The sequence below is a fragment of the Polaromonas sp. P4_H1 genome (assembly GCF_056400945.1).
Genome location: NZ_JBFUKG010000031.1, coordinates 1 through 19,686, shown reverse-complemented (window position 1 = coordinate 19,686; position 19,686 = coordinate 1). Strand labels below are relative to the sequence as shown.

Below are 19,686 nucleotides of genomic sequence, written 5' to 3'. Positions count from 1 at the left end.
GACCAGGATGGCGCGGTCGGCGCCGATCGCCATGGCGGTGCGCAGGGTTTCCTGGCACTGCAGCACGCCGCAGCTCACGGCGATGACTTCGGTCACGACGCCCTTTTCCTTCAGGCGGGTCGCCTCTTCGACGGCAATCTCGTCAAACGGGTTCATGCTCATCTTGACGTTGGCGATGTCGACGCCGGTGCCGTCCGATTTGACGCGGACTTTCACGTTGTAGTCGACTACACGCTTGACGGGTACCAAGACCTTCATTTCAGGGCTCCAGAGTTTGTTGAGTTCACGTTCACGTTCACGTTCACGTTAAGCACCTGATTGTGTATTCGCCGAAGGCACCTCAGACTAGCCTGGGCGCGGGCAGTTTGATTCCAAAGGGGCTCGTCATTTCTGAACGCGTCCGATTAAGCGAGACAGCGTTTTCTATAAGCATCAACCAAACTGGACCGTCCCTAAATAATGTTCATGGCAACTCTGTTGTCACCCATGCAGTTTCCGGTTGGTCTCCACGCAGAGTCTCCCTCGTCGCCACTAAGCACCACCTCGTCCCACAAAGTCTGCATCTGTCCGATCCGTGAGCCGATCTCAGTCAGACTCTGGTACGCGGGGAAAAGCTTCTGCCCGCACGGTGATTTCAGCCGCGAGCCGGCAACCTGAGACTCGCGCTGCGCGCTTATTCAGTCGCGGCAAAAAAATCGCTGTTCGCCTCGCCCAATTTGGGATAGCCCAGTTGCGAGTCCTGATCGCCGGCGCGCTTGAAGGCTACGTTTATGGGGGTTGGCAATGCCGGCATCTGTCGGCCGTCGTGGCTCAAGCCTGATTTGAAAAGTCCTCGCTCAATGAAATGAGGGTGTTCTGTGGCCTCTTGAACCGTTTTCACCACCGCCACACAGACGTCCATTCCAGAAAAACGTTGCGCCCATTCCGCGGCTGTGGCCGTCGAAATGATGCTGGCGATCTTTTCTCGAACGCCAAGAGGATCGCTCGCATCGTCAAGCAGTTCTGGCGAGTTCAGGGCGCCCACAAAGTTTTCCCAGAACTTCTGTTCCAGCGGAGCCGCCGCCAAAAATCTTCCGTCTTTGGTCCGATAAATTTGATAGCGTGGCGTTCCACCGGTCACCAGCTCGCCGCCAAGCAACGGCCATTGACCTGCCGCCCAGCCGTTCCCGAGTGCCCAATACATCAGCGGGAACAAATTGTCGGCCATCGATATATCAAGGTAGCAGCCTCTCCCGGACGAATCGCGCTGACGCAACGCAAGCAGGATATTCATCATGGCCGGGTAGGCTCCGCCGCTGATATCGGCAATCAGCGCTGGCGGGAGCACCGGCGCGCCATTGGATCCCGCGCACAGTGACAGCATCCCCGATTCCGCCAGATAATTGAGATCGTGCGCGGCGACATCTGTCATGGGCCCGGTTTGTCCATATCCGGAGATTGAACAATAGATGATCCGCGGATTGTGCGCACTGATGTCCTCGTAACCCAATCCAAGTCTCGACATCACCCCCGGCCGAAACTGCTCGATAAGAATGTCGGATTCCATCACCAGGTGAAGCGCGCTATCCCGGTCCAGTTCGTTCTTCAGATTCAGGGTGATCGAGCGTTTACCGCGATTCAGCAGGGCAAAATTTACAGAATCACCTCCAAATTTCGGCGCATAGCTGCGCATTTCGTCACCGCGGCCCGGACGCTCGACCTTGATGACCTCAGCCCCCGCTTCAGTTAAAAGTAGAGAGCACATGGGTCCGGGCAACAGCGTGCTGAAGTCGAGCACACGAATACCTTTAAGCGGTTGCTGATTCATGGCTTTTGCATTGCCCTTTGTTTGGCAACCTGGGCCCGGCGCGCCGGCAGATAGTCTTCTCCACCCAACGCGGAGAACAAAGCCAAGCTCACGTCGTAGTGATGTTCAAGTCCCGTGCGCTCCATCAACGCAATTGGCCCCTCCGGATATCCGAGACCCAGTTTAAGAGTGGTATCCATATCGCTTGCGCTCGCAAGTCCTTCATCGAGGCGACGCAGCGCCGCGTTGTAATAGGGCCTTACCAACCTGTCGACGATCCTTCCGGGGAAGTCCTTGCACACCGCCACCACCAAACCGGCGGCTTCAAAAATCGCTTTTGCGGCCTGTATCGTCTCTGCGCTGGTGGTCGGCTGGACGACAAGTTCTATGAGTTTGGATGGCGCGCAGTCACCGAATCTGAAGCGGGCAAAGCCAACAACGTTGGGATACTCATCGCCAGTAGCATCGCCCGTGTGAACCCCGAGACATTCTGTCCCAAGCTCGATGGCAACCACGTGATAAGAGCTGCGGGATTTGAGTTTGGTGAATGCGCTTCCTGCATTCAACCCTAGCACAATCGCACTTTCGCCGTCTTCCCTGGCCGCCGAGAGAAAATCGCTGTCAACCGGAAAGGACCGGCTCACGCCAGATTGAATCACCTTGTACGTCACGTTCATGCTCCAAAAGTCTTTGTATTTGCATACGAATGGAAGCCGCGGCCAGTCTTCTTCCCAAGATAACCGGCGGCAATCATCCGTTTGACAAGGGGCGGACAAGCGGCTCTGGGCTCGTTTGTCAAGCCGTGCATCGCCTCACAAAGCAGTTTTTGCGTATCCAAGCCCACCAAGTCAAGCAGCTCCATCGGCCCCATTGGATAGCCCAACGCGGTTTTAATCGCGAGGTCAATGTCGGCGGGCGTGGCTACGCCCTGCTCCACCAGCCGGATAGCGTCGTTATTAAATGGAATTAGGAAATAGTTGAGGATGAAACCTGGCGTGTCCTGGGTCCGGACGGGTGTCTGGCCGAGCGCCTTGCAGAATTCCCACGCTTTATCAAACGACTCTGGCGACGTATTGATGCCTGGAGACATTTCTACCAGCTTCATCATTTGAGCAGGCAGGCAAAAGTGCATGCCAACAAATCGGTCAGCCCTGCCCGAACCGCCGGCGATCTCCGTGATGGAGATGGTTGAGGTATTTGAAGCAAACAGGGTTTCAGCGTCGCAAATTTCGTTCAATGCGCTGAAGAGTTTGTGTTTAACCTCCAGATTCTCGAAAACCGCTTCAATGACCACGTCACATTCCGCCAGATCCGCCAGCACACTGGTCCCATGCCATTGGTCCAGTATCGTTGTAAAGCGTTCGGTCGAAAGCTTTCCGCGCTCGACCGATTTTCGGAGAAAAGCTTCAGCCTGCGTTCGTGATACGTCCAGAGCAGCTTGCTTCCCGTCAAACACAATGGTGCGGAATCCCGCTCGAGCGGCGACGATGGCAATGCCGGTCCCCATCGTCCCGGCGCCTGCGATACCGACTGTCTTAATTTTCTTCATCACTTTTCCAATCCATTATTTCTCTAGGAAACTTCGGCCAATAAGCTGGCGATGTACCTGGTTCGTCCCTTCCCAGATCTGCGTAATCTTGGCATCCCGCATCAAACGCTCCACGCGGTAGTCCTTGCAATAACCATAGCCCCCAAGCAACTGCACCGCATCCGTGGCCATACGCATCGCGAGATCGGTGGACCGCAGCTTGAGAATGGACGCTTCGACGCCAAAATCTTTCTCTCCGCGTTCAACCATCGCCGCAACGGACCACAGGAAAGACTCGCACAACGCCAGCTCGGCCGCTAGGTCCGCAACCATGAACTGGATGCCCTGGAACTCCAGTATTTTTCGGCCGGACTGCTTGCGTTCATTGATATAGGCGACCGAGTCCTTAAATGCGGCTCTTGCGATGCCCAGAGCATGCGCGGAAACGCTTGGACGGGATTTGTTCAAAGAAGCAAAAAGAATCTTGAGTCCCTGTCCCGGTTCGCTGATTAGATTGGCTCTCGGCACAAGGCAGCCGTCAAATGCCAAAGCAGCCGTGCTGGAGCCCCTGGTCCCGAGTTTGTCTTCGGTTCGGATGACCTTCAATCCTGGCGTTCCCTTTTCAAGAACAAGCACTGAAATTGCACCCTTCGGATCGGCGATATCGGCCCATTTCCCGAAAACCAAATACTGATCGGCGACATCTCCGTTGGTGATAAATATCTTGGTGCCATCGACACGGATCTGATCTCCTTCCGGACGGAACGTTGTCTTCATGCCGGTGGCGTCTGAACCGGCAGTCGCTTCAGTAATGACCAACGCCGCGAGCCCGCCGTTGGCAATCGTGGGAAGCAGTCGGGACTTCTGCTCTTCGTTGCCAAAGTCGATCAGGGGTTTTATCGCGTGGAAGTTTGTTGCCCAGATAATGCCGGTGGACGCGCACGCCTCCGATATCTCTCGCACGCATGCCAGATAACAGGAGTAGGACAACGGACTGCCGCCGTACTCTTCCGGGATGAACATGGCGTTCAGACCCATGTCGTTGATGGCGCGCACGTTCTCCCACGGGAATTCCGAGGTCTTGTCTACATGCTCCGCTTTCGCTGCAATCTGGTCACGGCACAGGGAACGGACGGTGTCCAGAATCAATTGCTCTTCTTCAGGAAGATTCAAGCGGGCATCAATACGGTCAAAGAGAGTCATCAGTTTTCCATCTAATGGGCAATGCCCTGAGCACCATCGATATAGATGGTTTCGCCGGTCAAAAAGCCGCCGTCCATGCCGAACAACGCAGCCACGAGTTTGGCGACATCGTCCGCGGTTCCTGGCTCACCCCCCGGAATCCGCTTCTGCAAATACGCGCGGAGTGGCCCGTTCGACATAACGTCTTTATTCAAATCGGTCTGGATGTATCCAGGCGCCACATCCAGCACCTTCACACCATGTTGCGCCCATTCGACGGCCAAGCACCTCGTCATCGCACCGACCGCCGCCTTGGAAGCGCAATATGCAAGATTCTGTTTAACGCCGAGCTTGTCGAAAAACGAGCCAATATTGATGATGACTCCGCCGCCGGCCTTCACCAGGTGAGGGAATACGCCCTGGCAGCCGGCCAGGACGGAGGTCGCATTCGTTTCCATGACTTTTCGCCAGTCTTCAATCGGAAATTCATGCGAGCGTCCTTCCAGATGCACGCCAGCGTTATTTACCAGACCAGCGATGGTGTGACCACAGTCGGCAAAAAACGAAAAAGCGCGACGAAAGGATTCCGGATCAGTGACATCGCAGACGGCGCCGACCAGGCGCTCGCGGACGACATCGTTCTGAACACCGATATCCGGTACTTCTCCGGACCGCGACAAGCAGCCGACGACATATCCATCGTTGGCCAATCGACCGGCAATTGCGGCGCCAATTCCACGGCTGGCGCCGGTTACAACAATGCACTTCTGCGTCATGGCTATCGGTCCTTAAAGATTGGAGAACGTTTTTCGACAAACGCTTGCATGCCCTCAATCGCGTCTTCGCTACGATAGGCAAGCGTCGATAAATCGGCTTCGATTCGCAAGCCTTCCGAGAGGGAGTTGGCGTGCGATCGCAATACTGCTTCACGAGCGAACTGCTGCGCGAGAAGCCCGTAACTTGTGAACTCACGACCATAAGCGAAGGCGGCCTCAATGCCGGGGAGTTCGACCTGCCGATTAATCAGGCCAATAGCCAGCGCCTCGCCGACGTCAACCGGCCGGCCGGTCAAGATCATGTCCAAAGCGCGCGCCTGGCCGACAAGCCGCGGCAAGCGCTGAGTACCGCCATAGCCGGGGATCAGACCCAATTTGATTTCAGGCAGGCCAAACCTGGCATTCGGAGTCGCCACCCTCAAGGAACAGGCTAACGCGAGCTCCAGGCCGCCGCCAAACGCGTACCCATTGACCAGCGCGATCGATGCGATTGGCAAACTGTCCAGCTTGGCGAAGACCGACTGCCCGAGCTCCGCTCCTTCCCTCTGATCCCGCAAGCTCCGGTTTTGCAACTCTTTAATATCTGCGCCGGCGCAAAAGGATTTGGCGCCAGCCCCGGTAATGATCAGCGCCCTGGTTTTCGACTTGGCCGCTATGTCGATCGCCTGGCTGATTTCTTCAATTAATTTAAAGCTCAGAGCGTTCAACGCTTCCGGCCGGTTGATGGTCAGAACGGAAAACTCGTCGATCACTTTAAGGTCAATGCTCATACCGCCTTCTCCTTAGTTTTCGACTGCACCCATCGCACTGGTGATGGCTTGAGGCGGCCGTCTTTAACCCACGCCATCAATTCGCGTTTCAAAATTTTTCCACTTGGCGTGAGAGGAAACTGGTCTAGCACTACAAAAAACTCAGGCATGTCAAACTTTGACAGCCCGGAGGCGGCCAGATGCTCCAGCATTTCCATGCCGTCGATAGTAGAGGCCGCGGACGTCACGACAGCAAGACAGACTCGCTCACCCAATCTGTCATCCGGCACCGCGAAAGCTGCAGCCTTTCCGACAGCCGGGTGGCGATGCGCAAGTCCTTCAATGTTTGCCGGATGAATGTTGTGTCCGCCGCGAATGATGAGATCTTTCTTGCGGCCAACGATTCGCACATTGCCGTCACTATCGAATTGGCCCAAGTCGCCGCTCAAGAACCATCCGCTGGCATTGAATGAGCCTTCTGTAGCAGCCTGATTGTTGAAATACCCAAGCATCAGCACCGCGCCGTGCCCGCCAATTTCGCCCACCTCTCCGGCGGCCACCTCTTCATCTGGACGCTCGGGGTTCCACAACTTGATTTCGTAGCCGCGGCAAGCCTTGCCGCACGTGGAAGTGATTGTTGCGGTGTTATCCGTCGGCAAAGTGTATTGGTGCGATCCGTTCTCAGTCATGCCATAGACATTCTGCGGCGTGACGCCCAGGCGCATGAATTGCTCTGCAGTCTCTTGAGGGATAGGTGATCCAGCCATGTAAAAAATCTTGACCTTGCCCAAGGTTTCCATGCGCGCCGATTTCATCGTGGCCAGGAGGTCCATCGCGTGGGTTGGAACCCCCATCACATAGGTCGCACCGGTATTCTCAATCCACTGGATAGGTGGGGTACTCACCGAAGGATCATTAATCACGAGCTCACAACCTGCCACCAGTGATTGCTCCAGGGCCACGGTGCCAATATGATGACTGAGCGGGCTCAATGTCAGAAGAACCGTTTCTTCATCATGACCCCAGTCCTGCACCATCGCACGCCCGTTGGCAAGAAGGGTGTTATCGCTATGCATCACACCCTTGGGCGTGCCAGTAGTGCCCGAGGTGAACGCCAGATAGACGATCTTGTCCGGATTGGTGTTGGGCGGAGGAGCGATGACAGTGCTAATGCGATCAGGGAAATCTTTGACCTCATACTGTTCTGAACCAGCGCCCGCCGCCTTTCCCAAGGCATACATCTGCCGCATCGTCGGCAATTGGGCGGCCTGCTCGAAAATGTTGTGTTCAGCCGCATCCGCGCCATATCCATGCTGCGCAAAAAGCGCCCGGCACGAGATTCGATCCAGCAGGCCGACGATCTCTTTTACAGTGTAATTTTGATGAAGAGACGGATTGCATACGTAGCCATTTCTTGAGCACGCAAGAAATACCACCACCGACTCAACCCTGCTGGGCAGCCAGATTGCCACACGATCACCAGCACTAAGACCAGTCCAGTGGAGATGCGCGGCGACATGATCGACCCACTCGAGCAGCTGCTGCCACGTAAGCCGGTTATTGGCGTCGCGCAAAGCGAAGCGATGCCCTCTTGTCTTTGCGTTGCTGCGCAGAAGATGGTACATGGTCTCGTTGCACCAGGTCCCCTCCAGGTAGTAGTCACGCGCCGTCTGTGGATTGTGCAATGTCAGCAAATTTTGCATAGCCGGATCTCATTCGCCTCAATGACCAAATTTGGATGGATCCGGCTTGCGCTTTTCCGACATCGATTTGGACAGTTCTTTTGATTCATCGGTGTCGAGATAGCCACGCAGCAGCAGATCGTGAGACATGCGAGACATGCCCGACACACCGCCGTGGCGCGCGCCAAACGCAGCCTTGATCGACGCGAGCGCAAAAGCACCACGATCCGCCACCTCAAGCGCGTATTCGCGCGTGGCCGCGGAAAATTCGGCGTCAGGTACGACCTTGTTAACCAATCCAATGTTCAAGGCATCATTCGCCGTCATCTTTGGATTGCGATACCAGATGTCCTTGGCGCGCTTTTTCCCCACCAGGTCTTCGAGGTACCAGGTGCCATAGCCAGCGTCGAAGCTTCCCATCATGGGTCCGACTTGACGGAATATGGCGCTTTCTTTGGCTATGGTCAGGTCGCAGACCATCTGTAGGACATTGCCGCCCCCCACTGCAAACCCATTGACAGCCGCAATGACCGGCTTCTGCAGATGATCAATGCTCTCGTACATATCCAGCACTGGCAAAACGCCGGCGTAGAGAATCGTGTCCTCCATCCCCTCCTTGCGGCCGCCAATGCAAAAGAATTTTTCGCCCGCACCGGTCAACACAATGACTCGAGTGCGTGTTTCACGCCTGATTTCATTGATGCAATCACGGATTTCGTGACACATCTGGACGGTGAACATGTTTCCGTCTTCCGGGCGGTTCAGCGTAATGGTACCAATCGAGCCATCCTCGGCGTATGTGATTTCCCGGTATTTCTGAGTCATCTTGACATCTCCTATATTGAATGAACTATGCACTAATTGTGGTTTTTTTGCGGCGCGAGATTTCACCTATTGGCCGACCCAGCCAGTCCCGGAATACCTGTTCGTTATCTTGGCCGAGAGTAGGCGGCGGTCGGTTGCATGCTTCCGTCTCGCCATCAAACCTGATCCCCAGGCCAACTTGCGGAACACTCCTGCCATCGCCCACCGTCCTGTAGAACAACCCTCGCTCAATCAACATGGAATCTCGCGTCAACTCGTCTATACGGTAAATGGGCCCCGCCGGAATCCGCGCCCTCGAAAAGATATCCATCCAATCGCGTCGCGATCTGGCAGACAGAATGATTTGTATGTGCGCCACTATCTCCGGGCGATGCGCACGCCTCAATGCATTGCTTGAAAACCTAGGATCTTTACCGTATTGGGAGTCGCCGACGCACTCCCAAAATCGCGCCCAGATGCGGTCGTTCCCAAGTCCAAGCGTCAACGGCTCATCGGCAGTGCCGAACGTTTGGTAAATGGCAATCACGCTGTCACGTCCGCCGGATCTTTGGGGAAGCTCCCCGGAGCCAAGATATGGAATGATTCGCGGCGCCATGAATCGGGTCATGCTGTCCACAAGAGCCACGTCCACTTTGCAGCCCTGCCCGGTCTTCTGCCGCCGATGAAGCGCTGCCAGGATCCCCAAAGCGGCGTCCTGGCCCGCCAAAAGATCAGCGGCTGGACTACCCACCTTTTGCGGTCCAGAGTCGGCATCCCCCGTCAAATCCATTACCCCGGAATAACCCTCGGCGATAAGGTCGTAACAAGGCAAATCGCTGCGCGGCCCAGTCAGGCCAAAACCGGTGATGGACGCATGGATCAGACCCGGGCGAAGGGCCGTGAGGGACTCACAATCTATGCCGAGCTTGCGCTGAGTACGTTCGACCTGATTGACGATGGCAACATCCGCCACTCGAACGAAATCGCGAAGCACTTCCGCTCCCTCTTCACTTGCATAGTCCAAGGTAACGCTGAGCTTGTTTCTGTTTACCGCCAAAAACCACAGGGACTCACCATCCAGGAATGGTGGACCCCAGGCTCTCGCGTCGTCGCCACCCTCCGGACGTTCAACCTTGACCACAACCGCGCCAAGATCCGCCAGGAGCTGTGTCGCATAAGGTCCAGCTACAGAAGTTGTCAAATCCAAGACCTTTACCCCGGCCAGGAATTTAAGGCCGCTTGATGGGGCTTTTACCGGTAGATGGCTGCTTGATGTCATTTTGTCCCATTCGTTTTCCGTCTCATGGCAGCAATACTTATGCCAGCCAAAAAACTGTGTTGTGGGGATGACCTCAAACGCTGTAGTACATGGTAAGTTCTGGAAGAATGACGCGGAAGCATCGCGAAAATCACCACGATCTTTGACATGTCAGTGTATTCACCAAATACACAGTTCGGGATTGAGAACTACACTTCGCGGAAGAAAGAGACAGCATGACCAACGAAGCAGAACACGACTATCTCAGCATTCTTGTTGTGGATACGGTAGCGCGCATCATTTTCGCGACTGGCGTTTTCGAGCATGCAGCAACTGCCACGGCAGTGATCCAACGTTGGCGCCGGGGTATGGACGCGCAGGAGCGGAGCGTGCTTTCCGTCAAGGCATCCGGCCAGGACCTGACAGTCATACCCATCAAGGGCGAAGGCGGCTGCGTTTTCATGAGTGTCGGGCAAGGTGCTGGGCACGCACTCTTCGACTTTGTAGCCACAGTGCCATTTGCGTACGACATTCTTGAGCATTTGCTCACGAACCCATACGAAGCCATGACTGTGGTTGATGCGGACGGCATCGTTCGTTATCTCAGCCCTATCCACCGAAGATTTTTCGGTCTGGGCGCCGGCGAAGGGATCGGCAAGCACGTTACGGACGTTATTGAGAACACGCGCCTGCATGAAGTCGCCAAAACCGGCAAGGCGGAAATTGGCGTCCTGCAAGAAATGCGAGGCCATACCCGCGTCGTCACTCGAGTCCCTATCCACAATCCCGATGGTCGTGTCGTTGGGGCCATTGGACAAATCATGTTTCGCGGACCGGAGCATCTGCAGTCGATGAGCGCAGAACTCACTCGTCTTCGCTCAGAGGTTGCGTTCTACAAGCGGGAACTATCCAGCCTGCGAAACAAAACGCACGGCCTGGACCAAATCGTCGGCAATAGCCCAGCCATTCGCAGATTAAAAGAAGAAATCATTAAAGTGGCGCCTCTTGACGTGCCCGTTCTTCTGGTCGGTGAGAGTGGCACCGGGAAGGAACTTGTTGCGCACGCCATTCATTTGCTAAGCATGAGGCGGGAAAAGCCAATGGTTCTTGTCAATGCGGCAGCCCTGCCCGCAACATTGGTGGAAAGCGAATTGTTTGGTTACGAAGCAGGTGCGTTCACCGGCGCTGAACGAAAGGGCCGCAGAGGAAAATTCGAGATGGCCGACGAGAGCACACTGTTCTTCGACGAAATTGGCGACATGCCGCTTGAAATCCAGGTGAAATTACTTCGCGTTTTGCAGGACGGGATGTTCGAGCGTGTTGGCGGAGAAAAAGGAAGATCTTCCAGCTTCCGCCTGGTATCCGCCAGCAACCGGGACTTCCAGGGCATGATTTCGGACAACCAGTTCAGACTCGATCTGTACTACCGGATCAGCGTGGTAACTCTTCACCTGCCACCGCTGCGAGACCGTCTTGAGGACATTCCTCTCCTCGTGGAAAGCGCACTGCAAGCCTTTGCGACTCGCCACGGCGCCGCGCCGAAGAAAATATCGCCAGCCACAATTGAATACCTGCAGGACCAATCCTGGCCCGGCAACGTACGTCAACTTATTCACACCGTTGAGCGTGGAGCGATCTTCACCAGCGGAGACTTCATTGAAATCCCGGACTTCGGATTAGGTCCGAGTTCCGGTCACGTCCAACAGAACTCCCTGCAATCCACGCCACTCAACAGCGTCTCGGAACCAAAAGTTGGCGGATCAGTGAAAGATGCCGTCCATGACCTTGAGGGCACTTTAATCCGGCGCGCGATGTCAAAGTTTGGCGGCAATAAACAGCGAGTTGCAGCTGAACTCGGAATTTCGCGGTCATATTTGTACAAACGCCTGGCCGAAATGGAAGATGCATAGGTCATTCTCCACGGCCTGGTAGGCCAAGCATTTTCTCTCTGACATGACTCGAACATAGGCAGCCTGCGGCGGTCAATGCCGGCGCCAGGAATTCTCAACACCGATGTCGGCTCATTGCCGCCTCAGCTCTCCCAATAACGAAAACTTTTTCCCGAACTTATTCAGACAATAAAACCGACGGAACAGCATCAACGCAGGATCCGGCATGGATTTATATGTCGGCCGCGACTACAACATGTTCTCCAAAAGATCACATCGAGCATGCTGAAAAGCAGCTGCCGTCGATCGGCAGCACTGGTTTCCATGTGGCACATTAGTTGCGCCCGTACCTATCCGGATACATAGCGGTTCGAGACGACGACAGAAGGCAAGACACACACCCAAGCGCCCTGTTTTCCGACATTGGGGCCGCTCAGTCTCCACTCAAAGATGCGAAACATTGCGCCGCCAGATGATGGATCGGCACGCACCGATTCGCGAGGACAACCAACAAGGAATCAACAATAAATGACAACTAATAGTGAATACACCATTGAGCGGGTTTTTATTGCCGGCACCGGTGTTATGGGGCAAGGAATAGCGCAGGTATTTGCGGTGGCAGGCTACCCTGTCGAACTGTTTGATATTGAACCGGCAGCAGTGGACCGGGCGATAGAAAACTTGACAAAATCAATCAGTGAAGAAGTAAAAAAGGGGCGATTGAGCGACGACCTTGCAGATGCCGCCATTCGAAACATTGCGGCATCCGCAAGCGCCGGACCGATCGGCCAGTCGACCCTGGTGATCGAAGCAATTCATGAAGACATCAACGCCAAACGATCACTATTTTTGGAGCTCGAGAAGCGAGTTCACGATAAGACCATTCTGGCGACCAACACGTCGTCTTTGAGCGTCACGTCTATTGCCGCGTCTTGTCAACATCCATCTCGCGTCATTGGGTTCCACTTTTTTAACCCCGTCCCGAGAATGCGCCTGGTAGAGATTGTGCAAGCATTGGAGACGAATGCCAGCGTCGTTGACCTGCTCCGGATGGTTTCCCAAAAAATTGGTTTCAAAGCAATAGTCACCGCCGACACACCAGGATTTGTCGTGAACCATGCCGGACGCGCATATGTTACCGAAGCCTTGCAGTTGACTGGCGAGCACGTCGCTGATTTCGAGACCATTGACGGCATCCTTCGAGATACCGCCGGCTTCCGTATGGGCCCCTTCGAACTTCTCGATCTGACCGGTTTGGACGTTTCCCATCCGGTGATGGAGTCCATCTATCGCCAATACTATGAGGACCCCCGCTACCGGCCCTCCAGCATCACGCGGGTTCGCCTTGAGGGCAAGTTGCTCGGCCGAAAGTCAGGCCGCGGCTTTTACGCCTACCCGAGAAACACCATCTCGGCTGACGTCAACACCCAAACGTCGATGGACCCGGAGAAACCACTTAAAGTGTTTTTTGGAGATGGCGGGAGTGCGGTGCCAGAACCTCTGCGCCAATTGCTTACCCGCACGGGTCTGGCACGGGCGACAGATGCCATTTCCGCGGACGTCTGTATCGTCGCTCCCATTGGTTCGGACATTGCGTCGACGGTTCAGCGTTCCGGTCTGAAGGCAGCGAACACCATTGCCGTCGACGGGCTGTTCTTCTCGGATTCCGCGTTGACTTTCATGCGGAGCGCCGGCACCTCTCAGGAAACCGTTGACGCTGCTTCAGCTTTGGCAAGATCAGTCAACCTAAAGCCCTACTGGATTTCGGACTCTGCCGGTTATGTGGCCCAGCGGGTGGTTGGAATGATCGTGCATCTGGCTTGCGAAATGGCCCAACAACACATAGCTGCGCCTAAGGACATCGATCTGGCGGTCAAAACAGCTTTGGGCTATCCCAAGGGTCCTTTTGAATGGGGACAGTTGTTGGGCCCATCCCGTCTCCTGCAACTCATGCAGGAGATTTTCAACCTGACAGGCGACCCTCGCTATCGACCCAGCCAATGGTTGCGGCGCCGGGTGCAGCTCAATATTCCACTGGAAACGATGTCGTAGCCGCCAAAGATAAATAAAACGCCGGCCCGGATTCGGGCCGCCCTGGGCGCTTGCTTGAGCCGCGCGGGCTACAGGGGATCCTGGTCCAAAAAAAATTGGACATAAATCCCGAGTAGCTGGAGCCTTGGAGCCGCGTTGACCACGGATTTATTGTCTGTGTGAAACGCACCGCGCCAAGAAGGTGTGTTTGACTCGAAAGCAATTTCAGTCAACAAGAGCGCCGGACAATCCGGTGGACCGAATTTCAGAGCTCAGGCGAATGCATCGCGCCATGTGAGATCCCCCCAGATTGAAGTTTGGTGGCGGCACCTCCATACACGCCGGCTGCACATAGGGACATCGCGGCGCGAACGCGCATCCGAGCGGCAGCTCGGCGAGGTCTGGCGGAGATCCCGGTATGGGATCGAGACGCCGGCCTCTCGTACCGGCATGCACTGTTGAACGCAGCAATCCCTCTGTGTAGGGGTGCTTGGGCGCATCCATCACGTCGGCAACGGGCCCAGACTCCACGAAACGCCCTGCATACATGACCGCGACATTGTCCGCAACCTCACACGCAACGCCGAGATCGTGCGTCACAAAAATAGTGGCCATGCCGAGCTCGCTCTGCAGTTCCCGCAACAGGAGGAGAATCTGAATCTGCACGGTAGCATCGAGAGCCGTCGTTGGCTCGTCGGCAAGGAGAAGCTTGGGTCGGCAAGCGAGGGCGAGCGCAATCATAGCGCGCTGACGCAGCCCGCCAGACAACTCATGCGGATAGGCGTCAAGTCGCCGCTTTGCCGATGGTACCTGTACAAGCTCGAGCAGCTCGAGTGCGCGTTTGTAGCCTTCACGGGAAGAAACGCCGTCGTGATACGACACGGACTCGGCGATCTGACTACCTATCGTGAAGACAGGATCGAGCGCCGTCATCGGCTCCTGAAACACCATTGAAATGAGCCGACCGCGCACTTTGCGCAGCTCAGCCTTCGGAAGGCTCAGAATATCGATGCCATCGATGATGATCCGTCCTCCGATTCGGGCCGTCGGTGGAAAAAGGCGCATCAACGCCCGCATAGTCACGCTCTTTCCCGACCCGGACTCGCCGAGCAGGCAGAGCACCTGCCCCTGCTGAAGTTTGAAGCTCACGTCGTTTACAACCGAGATATTCAGATCGCGCGACACGAACCGCACGGTCAGCCCCTCGACATCCACCAACGGAGAGGTCTCCGCGATTTCGCTAGTCATTCTCACAGTGTGCTCCTGCATAGTTTCTCTTCGTTCATAAAGTAGCTTTAGCCAAACTATGGCCAGAGCCCGGACTGTGCGCATGGCATGCGACCGTGTGATCGGCGCTTGAACTCGAAAACTGTGGCTCGCGTTCCGCACACAACTTTTCCGCGATAGGACAGCGCGTACGAAACCGGCAGCCTGATGGCGGATCGATTGGGTTTGGCGGATCCCCGGACAGCGGGGCCGTCGAAACGCGCTTGCGCGAGTCCATCGACAGCCGGGAGGACAGTAGGCCACGCGTATAGGGATGCAGGGGCGAGTTATAGATACGATCGACCGGACCGATTTCGATGGCCTTTCCGAGATACATCACGAGCACCCGATCGCTGATGTACTGCACCACGTTAAGGTCATGGGAAATGAAGATATACGTCAGGTTCAGGCGCTCCTTGAGGTCCTGCAGCAGATTGAGAACTTGCGCCTCCACCGACTTGTCGAGTGCAGACACGGCTTCATCGAGAATCAAAACGCGGGGACCGAGAGCAAGCGCACGGGCGATGTTGACCCGCTGACGCTGGCCACCCGACAGTTCATGCGGATAGCGTTGGGAAAACATCTCCGGCACGAGTCCAACCATGCGCATCATGCTGTGCGCGCGCTTGATTGCCTCGAGTCTGGGAACGCCGTTTGCCTTGAGCCCGAAGGTGATGGAGTCCTCGTTTGTCAAGCGCGGATTGAGCGAAGCGTAGCTATCCTGGAACACCATCTGAATCTGGCGGCGCAGCTCGCGCACGCTGAGCTCAACGCCCGGCGACACCGGTCCGTTTTCGAGAGTGATCGTGCCTGAATCGGGCTCTATCAGACGGATCAAAAGCCGCGCAGCCGTCGACTTTCCGCATCCCGACTCTCCGACGATTCCCAGTGTCTCGCCCTTCCTCACGTCGAAAGAAATTCCGTCCACTGCCTTGACGTGAGCGAGCGTGCGACCGAGCAGCCCACCTTTAATGGGGAAGTGTTTCTTGAGGTCCCGCACCACAAGTATTGGCTGTTCCGCGCCACCGCGATTACATGAATCTACATTGATTGTTTCGAGCTTCATTTTTGCCGATGATTTGAAGGAGGTTTGTGTGGTCATGCTTCCCGCCTCACACCTTGACGTCCATTGCGGCACGTAACCCATCGCTAATCAGGTTCGAGCACATGGAGGCCAGAAATATCATGATGCCTGGAAGCACAGCATTGAGAGGTGCGACGTATATCGACTGCCTCAATGTGTTCAACATCAAACCCCACTCGGCCTCGGGGGGCACAACGCCGAGACCCAGGAAGCTCAAGCCGGAACCGATGACGATAGACACACTGATGAGGCTTGAAGCATAAATGAGAATTGGCCCCATCACGTTGCTCAAAACATGCCCGAATATGATGCGCCAACTTGCAGCGCCAGTAGCACGCGCTGCCTCGATATAGTCCTGATTGCGTATCTGGGTGGTCACGCTCTCCGCGACACGCGCGACCGGCGGAATAAAGACCAGTGTCAGAGAAACGAGACTGTTGACAATGCCGGCCCCGAGTACGCCCGAAATCGCGACAGCAAGCAAGACTGACGGAAACGCGTAGAAGACATCGATCACGCGCATGATCGCCATGTTGATGGCTCCACCTGCATAGCCAGCGATGATGCCTAGCATGCCACCAATGATGGTCGCGAGAACGACCGGCATGAAGCCCATGAATAACGACATGCGTCCGCCATAGATCAAACGCGTCAGAAGATCGCGCCCAAGCTCATCCGTGCCAAGCCAATGACGGTGTTCGCCGACCGGCAGAAGGCGGTGTGTCATGCTAGTCGTATAAGGATCATGGGGAGCGATCAGGGGTGCAAAAATCGCCGCCAAAACAATGAAAAGAAGAATGGACGCGCAAACAATAGTGACCGGATCGCGCGAAAGGCGGCGGCCCACCGTCTGCCAGAAGCTACGTGAGCTAGGCCGCTTGCCGACTTTTGAGGCCACGCGGGGTTCATCAAGTGTGGTTGATGTGGTCATGTGATTTCGGCTCACTTTAGGTTCGCTTGATGCGCGGATCGAATACGGTCTGCACAAGGTCGACGATCAGATTGATAAAAACAAAGAACATCGATAGCACGAGGACCGTGCCTTGCAGGATGGGCAGGTCGCGCGTGAAGATTGCCGTATTCAACAGGAAGCCGGTGCCCGGCCACGAAAACACTGTCTCGACCAGGATGGAGCCGCCCAAAAGCTGAGCAAGCTGGAGGCCCATAATGGCGAGCACCGTGGGTGCTGCATTCTTGATGACATGGATGAATATCCGTTGTGGAGGAAGTCCCTTCGCATAGAGCGTCTGCACGAAGTCCTGCTTGCGCACCTCAGCGACCGTGCTGCGCACCGAGCGGGCGATGATTCCGGCCGGTATCACGGACAGAGCGATGGCAGGGAGAATGAGATGGCGCAGGCTCTCCCAATCCGCAGCGAACATGGTAGAGCCCTTTATGCCCATGCCCATGGCCGGCAGGACACCGAGATTGACCGCGAAGATCACAATCAAGACCATGCCGAGCCAGTAGTGCGGAATGCTTACGCCAGTCACGGCAAGAGCCGTGACGCTGCGGTCCACATATGTGCCGCTCGTAAAGCCAGCGATGAGGCCTAGTAGGAGGCCAACGAAAAGGCCGATGAAGGCCGCGGCAACCGCCAACGTCAGCGTATTGACGACAGCAGGACCAACCTCGCTAAGCACCGGCCGGTGCGTCATGATCGATACGCCGAAGTCGCCAGTCAGGACGCGGCCAAGCCACGTCAGATACTGCTCGGGCACAGACTTATCAAAACCGTAGGCCACCGTGAGCTCGGCAATGACTTGCGGACTGGCGCCCTCGGGCATGACCGCACTCAAAGGATCACCCGGGGCCAAGTGGATAAGCGCAAAGCAGACGATGGAAACCCCAATGGCAATCGGGATCGTGTAGAGTACGCGTCGCAGAAGATAGATCAGCATGCTGGCTCCTCAGTGCCGTCAACCGCTTCGGTCGGATCATTTCGATCTTTATGGGATGATCCTGTCGGGTTACGGCTGCACCTCATTGCATATCAACCGGCGTCAGGTCCTGAAGCCAGCTCTGCGCTTGTACAAAACCCTTCACTTTTGGCGACATGGCTCGCGGGTTGAGGTCATGCACCACCCAAATCCACATCGCTTGATCTACTATGTGAGAGTGAAGCTCCGCTAAGATTTTGTTCTGCTCTTTTGGATCGAACGCATTTTTGGCCTTGGTTGCCAACTCATCCGCCTTGGCATCGTTGAACCGACCCCAGTTATAACCCGTTGGCACCGGCTCGAAGGAGGCCGCCGTCTTGATTAATCCAATGTCGGGATCCCAGAACGCCCAGCTGTTATTGACGCCTTGCCGCCCTTTGTTCTCGGGCGCCCAGGCTCCAGCACGACGACGTCCGCGGAGTGCCTCCCAATCCAGGACCTCGAACTCCATGTTGATGCCAACGCGCTTGAAGTTCTCCTTAATCAATTCGTTCATCTGGAGGGGCTGCATCTGGCCCGAGCCGGAAGGTGCGATCACGACTTTGATCTTCGCGGGATTCTTGGTACTGTAGCCCGCTTCCGCCAACAGCTTGATAGCCGCGTCGGGATCGTACTTGATTTCGAAGTTTGGCTTGCCGAACCACGGGTGTCCCGGCGTTATCATGCCTCTCGCCGGTACAGCGAACCTCAGAAGCTTCGCCATTCCTTCGCGGTCAATGGCAAGATTTGCCGCCTTACGCACACGAACGTCCTTGAAGGGCGAGTCCTCCATCAAGCTAATCTGATAGGCCCAGATATGCGGGTACTTGTTCGTGACGATCTGCATCCCGGCCTGCATCAGGCGCGACGAGGCGTCAGGTGGTGGAGCCTCGATCCAGTCAATCTGACCTGACAGCAGAGCTGCAACGCGGGTATTGGCATCGGGCATTGGCATAAGCACCAACCGATCGGACTTAGGAATACGCTTCGGATCCCAGTAGTTCGGGTTGCGGACCAGCTCAGCACGCTCGCGAGGTACAAGCTTCTGCAGCATCCAGGGCCCGGTACCGGATGGCTGATACGCAAATTTGTTCCAGTCTCTACCCAGCTCCTCCCAGCGTTTAGGACTCGAGAAGTAGATGTTTGCGAGGTTGTATGGCAGGACGGCGTCGGGCTTCTTGGTTTTGATCTGGACGGTGTAGTCGTCTATCTTCGACCAGCTCTCGATGGTGCCGTAGTACTGCGAGCCCTGGGTCGATTGAGCTTGATCGAACTGCGGCGCATCACGCTTCATCAGCTTGGCGAAGTTCCAGACCACGGCGTCCGCGTTGAACTCCGAGCCGTCATGGAATTTCACGCCTTTGCGCAACTTGAAGTTCCAGAGCGTTTTGTCGGTTTCGCTGACGGACCAGCTTTCCGCCAGTCCCGGCCTCAAGACCGCGGCCTTGTCGTAGCTGGACAGGTCCCAATTCACAAGCCCGTCGTAAACGGTGACGCCCATGAAGCGGAGACCCTCAGTGCCTTGGCTCGGTTGACCGGTAGTAAGCGGCACGTCGCTCGCCGTCATACCGACACGAAGTACTTTCTCCGCGAATGCGGGAGTCGCGACAGCAGCCGCACCAAGTGCGACGACTGCGGCAAACCGCACGATTAATGTAGATATCATCCTCGTTCTCCTAATGAAAGTCATGATCCTCGTTGCCCCCACCCACGCCGCTCTCCACGCCGCTCT

The 19,686-nt window shown here is 55.9% G+C and carries 17 protein-coding genes; 2 read left to right on the top strand and 15 right to left on the bottom strand.

Annotation, left to right across the window (positions count from 1 at the left end; genetic code table 11):
* The 10 genes from AC1DS5_RS24655 to AC1DS5_RS24610 all read right to left on the bottom strand — a co-directional run.
* Positions 1–258 (bottom strand): electron transfer flavoprotein subunit beta/FixA family protein (locus tag AC1DS5_RS24655; protein WP_477720875.1); only part of this gene is annotated, 258 nt, incomplete at its 3' end.
* A gap of 415 nt (positions 259–673) precedes the next feature.
* On the bottom strand, positions 674–1,807 hold the full coding sequence (locus AC1DS5_RS24650; protein ID WP_477720874.1) for a CaiB/BaiF CoA transferase family protein: 1,134 nt from the start codon (positions 1,805–1,807) through the stop codon (positions 674–676).
* Positions 1,804–2,463, bottom strand: a complete 660-nt coding sequence (locus AC1DS5_RS24645; RefSeq protein WP_477720873.1) for a 3-hydroxyacyl-CoA dehydrogenase family protein — start codon at positions 2,461–2,463, stop codon at positions 1,804–1,806. The genes AC1DS5_RS24650 and AC1DS5_RS24645 overlap by 4 nt, the downstream gene beginning before the upstream one ends.
* Complete coding sequence (locus AC1DS5_RS24640) at positions 2,460–3,335, bottom strand: 3-hydroxyacyl-CoA dehydrogenase family protein (protein ID WP_477720872.1); 876 nt, start codon at positions 3,333–3,335, stop codon at positions 2,460–2,462. Before AC1DS5_RS24640 ends, AC1DS5_RS24645 begins: the two co-directional genes overlap by 4 nt.
* A gap of 15 nt (positions 3,336–3,350) precedes the next feature.
* Positions 3,351–4,517 carry an acyl-CoA dehydrogenase family protein gene (locus AC1DS5_RS24635; protein ID WP_477720871.1) on the bottom strand — a complete coding sequence of 389 codons (1,167 nt, stop codon included), beginning with the start codon at positions 4,515–4,517 and terminating at the stop codon, positions 3,351–3,353.
* Between the two features lie 11 nt (positions 4,518–4,528).
* The gene (locus tag AC1DS5_RS24630; protein ID WP_477720870.1) at positions 4,529–5,272 is read right to left on the bottom strand and encodes an SDR family NAD(P)-dependent oxidoreductase; all 744 of its coding nucleotides are present in this window, start codon (positions 5,270–5,272) and stop codon (positions 4,529–4,531) included.
* A gap of 2 nt (positions 5,273–5,274) precedes the next feature.
* Positions 5,275–6,042 carry an enoyl-CoA hydratase/isomerase family protein gene (locus AC1DS5_RS24625; protein WP_477720869.1) on the bottom strand — a complete coding sequence of 256 codons (768 nt, stop codon included), beginning with the start codon at positions 6,040–6,042 and terminating at the stop codon, positions 5,275–5,277.
* Complete coding sequence (locus tag AC1DS5_RS24620) at positions 6,039–7,724, bottom strand: class I adenylate-forming enzyme family protein (protein ID WP_477720868.1); 1,686 nt, start codon at positions 7,722–7,724, stop codon at positions 6,039–6,041. Before AC1DS5_RS24620 ends, AC1DS5_RS24625 begins: the two co-directional genes overlap by 4 nt.
* Positions 7,725–7,742: 18 nt before the next feature.
* A complete protein-coding gene (locus tag AC1DS5_RS24615; protein ID WP_477720867.1) occupies positions 7,743–8,528 on the bottom strand; it encodes an enoyl-CoA hydratase-related protein in 786 nt (261 codons plus the stop codon).
* A 25-nt stretch (positions 8,529–8,553) separates the two neighbouring features.
* Positions 8,554–9,786 (bottom strand): CaiB/BaiF CoA transferase family protein, encoded by a 1,233-nt coding sequence (locus tag AC1DS5_RS24610; RefSeq protein WP_477720866.1) that lies wholly within the window; start codon positions 9,784–9,786, stop codon positions 8,554–8,556.
* Between the two features lie 215 nt (positions 9,787–10,001).
* On the opposite strand from AC1DS5_RS24610, the gene AC1DS5_RS24605 reads away from it, so the two are divergent.
* On the top strand, positions 10,002–11,675 hold the full coding sequence (locus AC1DS5_RS24605) for a sigma-54 interaction domain-containing protein (protein WP_477720865.1): 1,674 nt from the start codon (positions 10,002–10,004) through the stop codon (positions 11,673–11,675).
* Between the two features lie 507 nt (positions 11,676–12,182).
* Positions 12,183–13,706, top strand: a complete 1,524-nt coding sequence (locus tag AC1DS5_RS24600) for a 3-hydroxyacyl-CoA dehydrogenase (RefSeq protein WP_477720864.1) — start codon at positions 12,183–12,185, stop codon at positions 13,704–13,706.
* Between the two features lie 204 nt (positions 13,707–13,910).
* Here the strand turns inward: AC1DS5_RS24600 and AC1DS5_RS24595 are convergent, their stop codons facing one another.
* The 5 genes from AC1DS5_RS24595 to AC1DS5_RS24575 form a co-directional block, all read right to left on the bottom strand.
* The gene (locus AC1DS5_RS24595; RefSeq protein ID WP_477720863.1) at positions 13,911–14,933 is read right to left on the bottom strand and encodes an ABC transporter ATP-binding protein; all 1,023 of its coding nucleotides are present in this window, start codon (positions 14,931–14,933) and stop codon (positions 13,911–13,913) included.
* Between the two features lie 34 nt (positions 14,934–14,967).
* Positions 14,968–16,017, bottom strand: coding sequence for an ABC transporter ATP-binding protein (locus AC1DS5_RS24590; protein WP_477720876.1), 1,050 nt, complete (start codon positions 16,015–16,017; stop codon positions 14,968–14,970).
* Between the two features lie 46 nt (positions 16,018–16,063).
* Complete coding sequence (locus AC1DS5_RS24585) at positions 16,064–16,966, bottom strand: ABC transporter permease (protein ID WP_477720862.1); 903 nt, start codon at positions 16,964–16,966, stop codon at positions 16,064–16,066.
* Between the two features lie 16 nt (positions 16,967–16,982).
* Positions 16,983–17,936: an ABC transporter permease gene (locus AC1DS5_RS24580; protein WP_477720861.1), complete on the bottom strand. Its 954-nt coding sequence runs from the start codon at positions 17,934–17,936 to the stop codon at positions 16,983–16,985.
* Between the two features lie 82 nt (positions 17,937–18,018).
* Positions 18,019–19,620, bottom strand: a complete 1,602-nt coding sequence (locus tag AC1DS5_RS24575) for an ABC transporter substrate-binding protein (protein WP_477720860.1) — start codon at positions 19,618–19,620, stop codon at positions 18,019–18,021.
* Between the last annotated feature and the right edge of the window lie 66 nt (positions 19,621–19,686).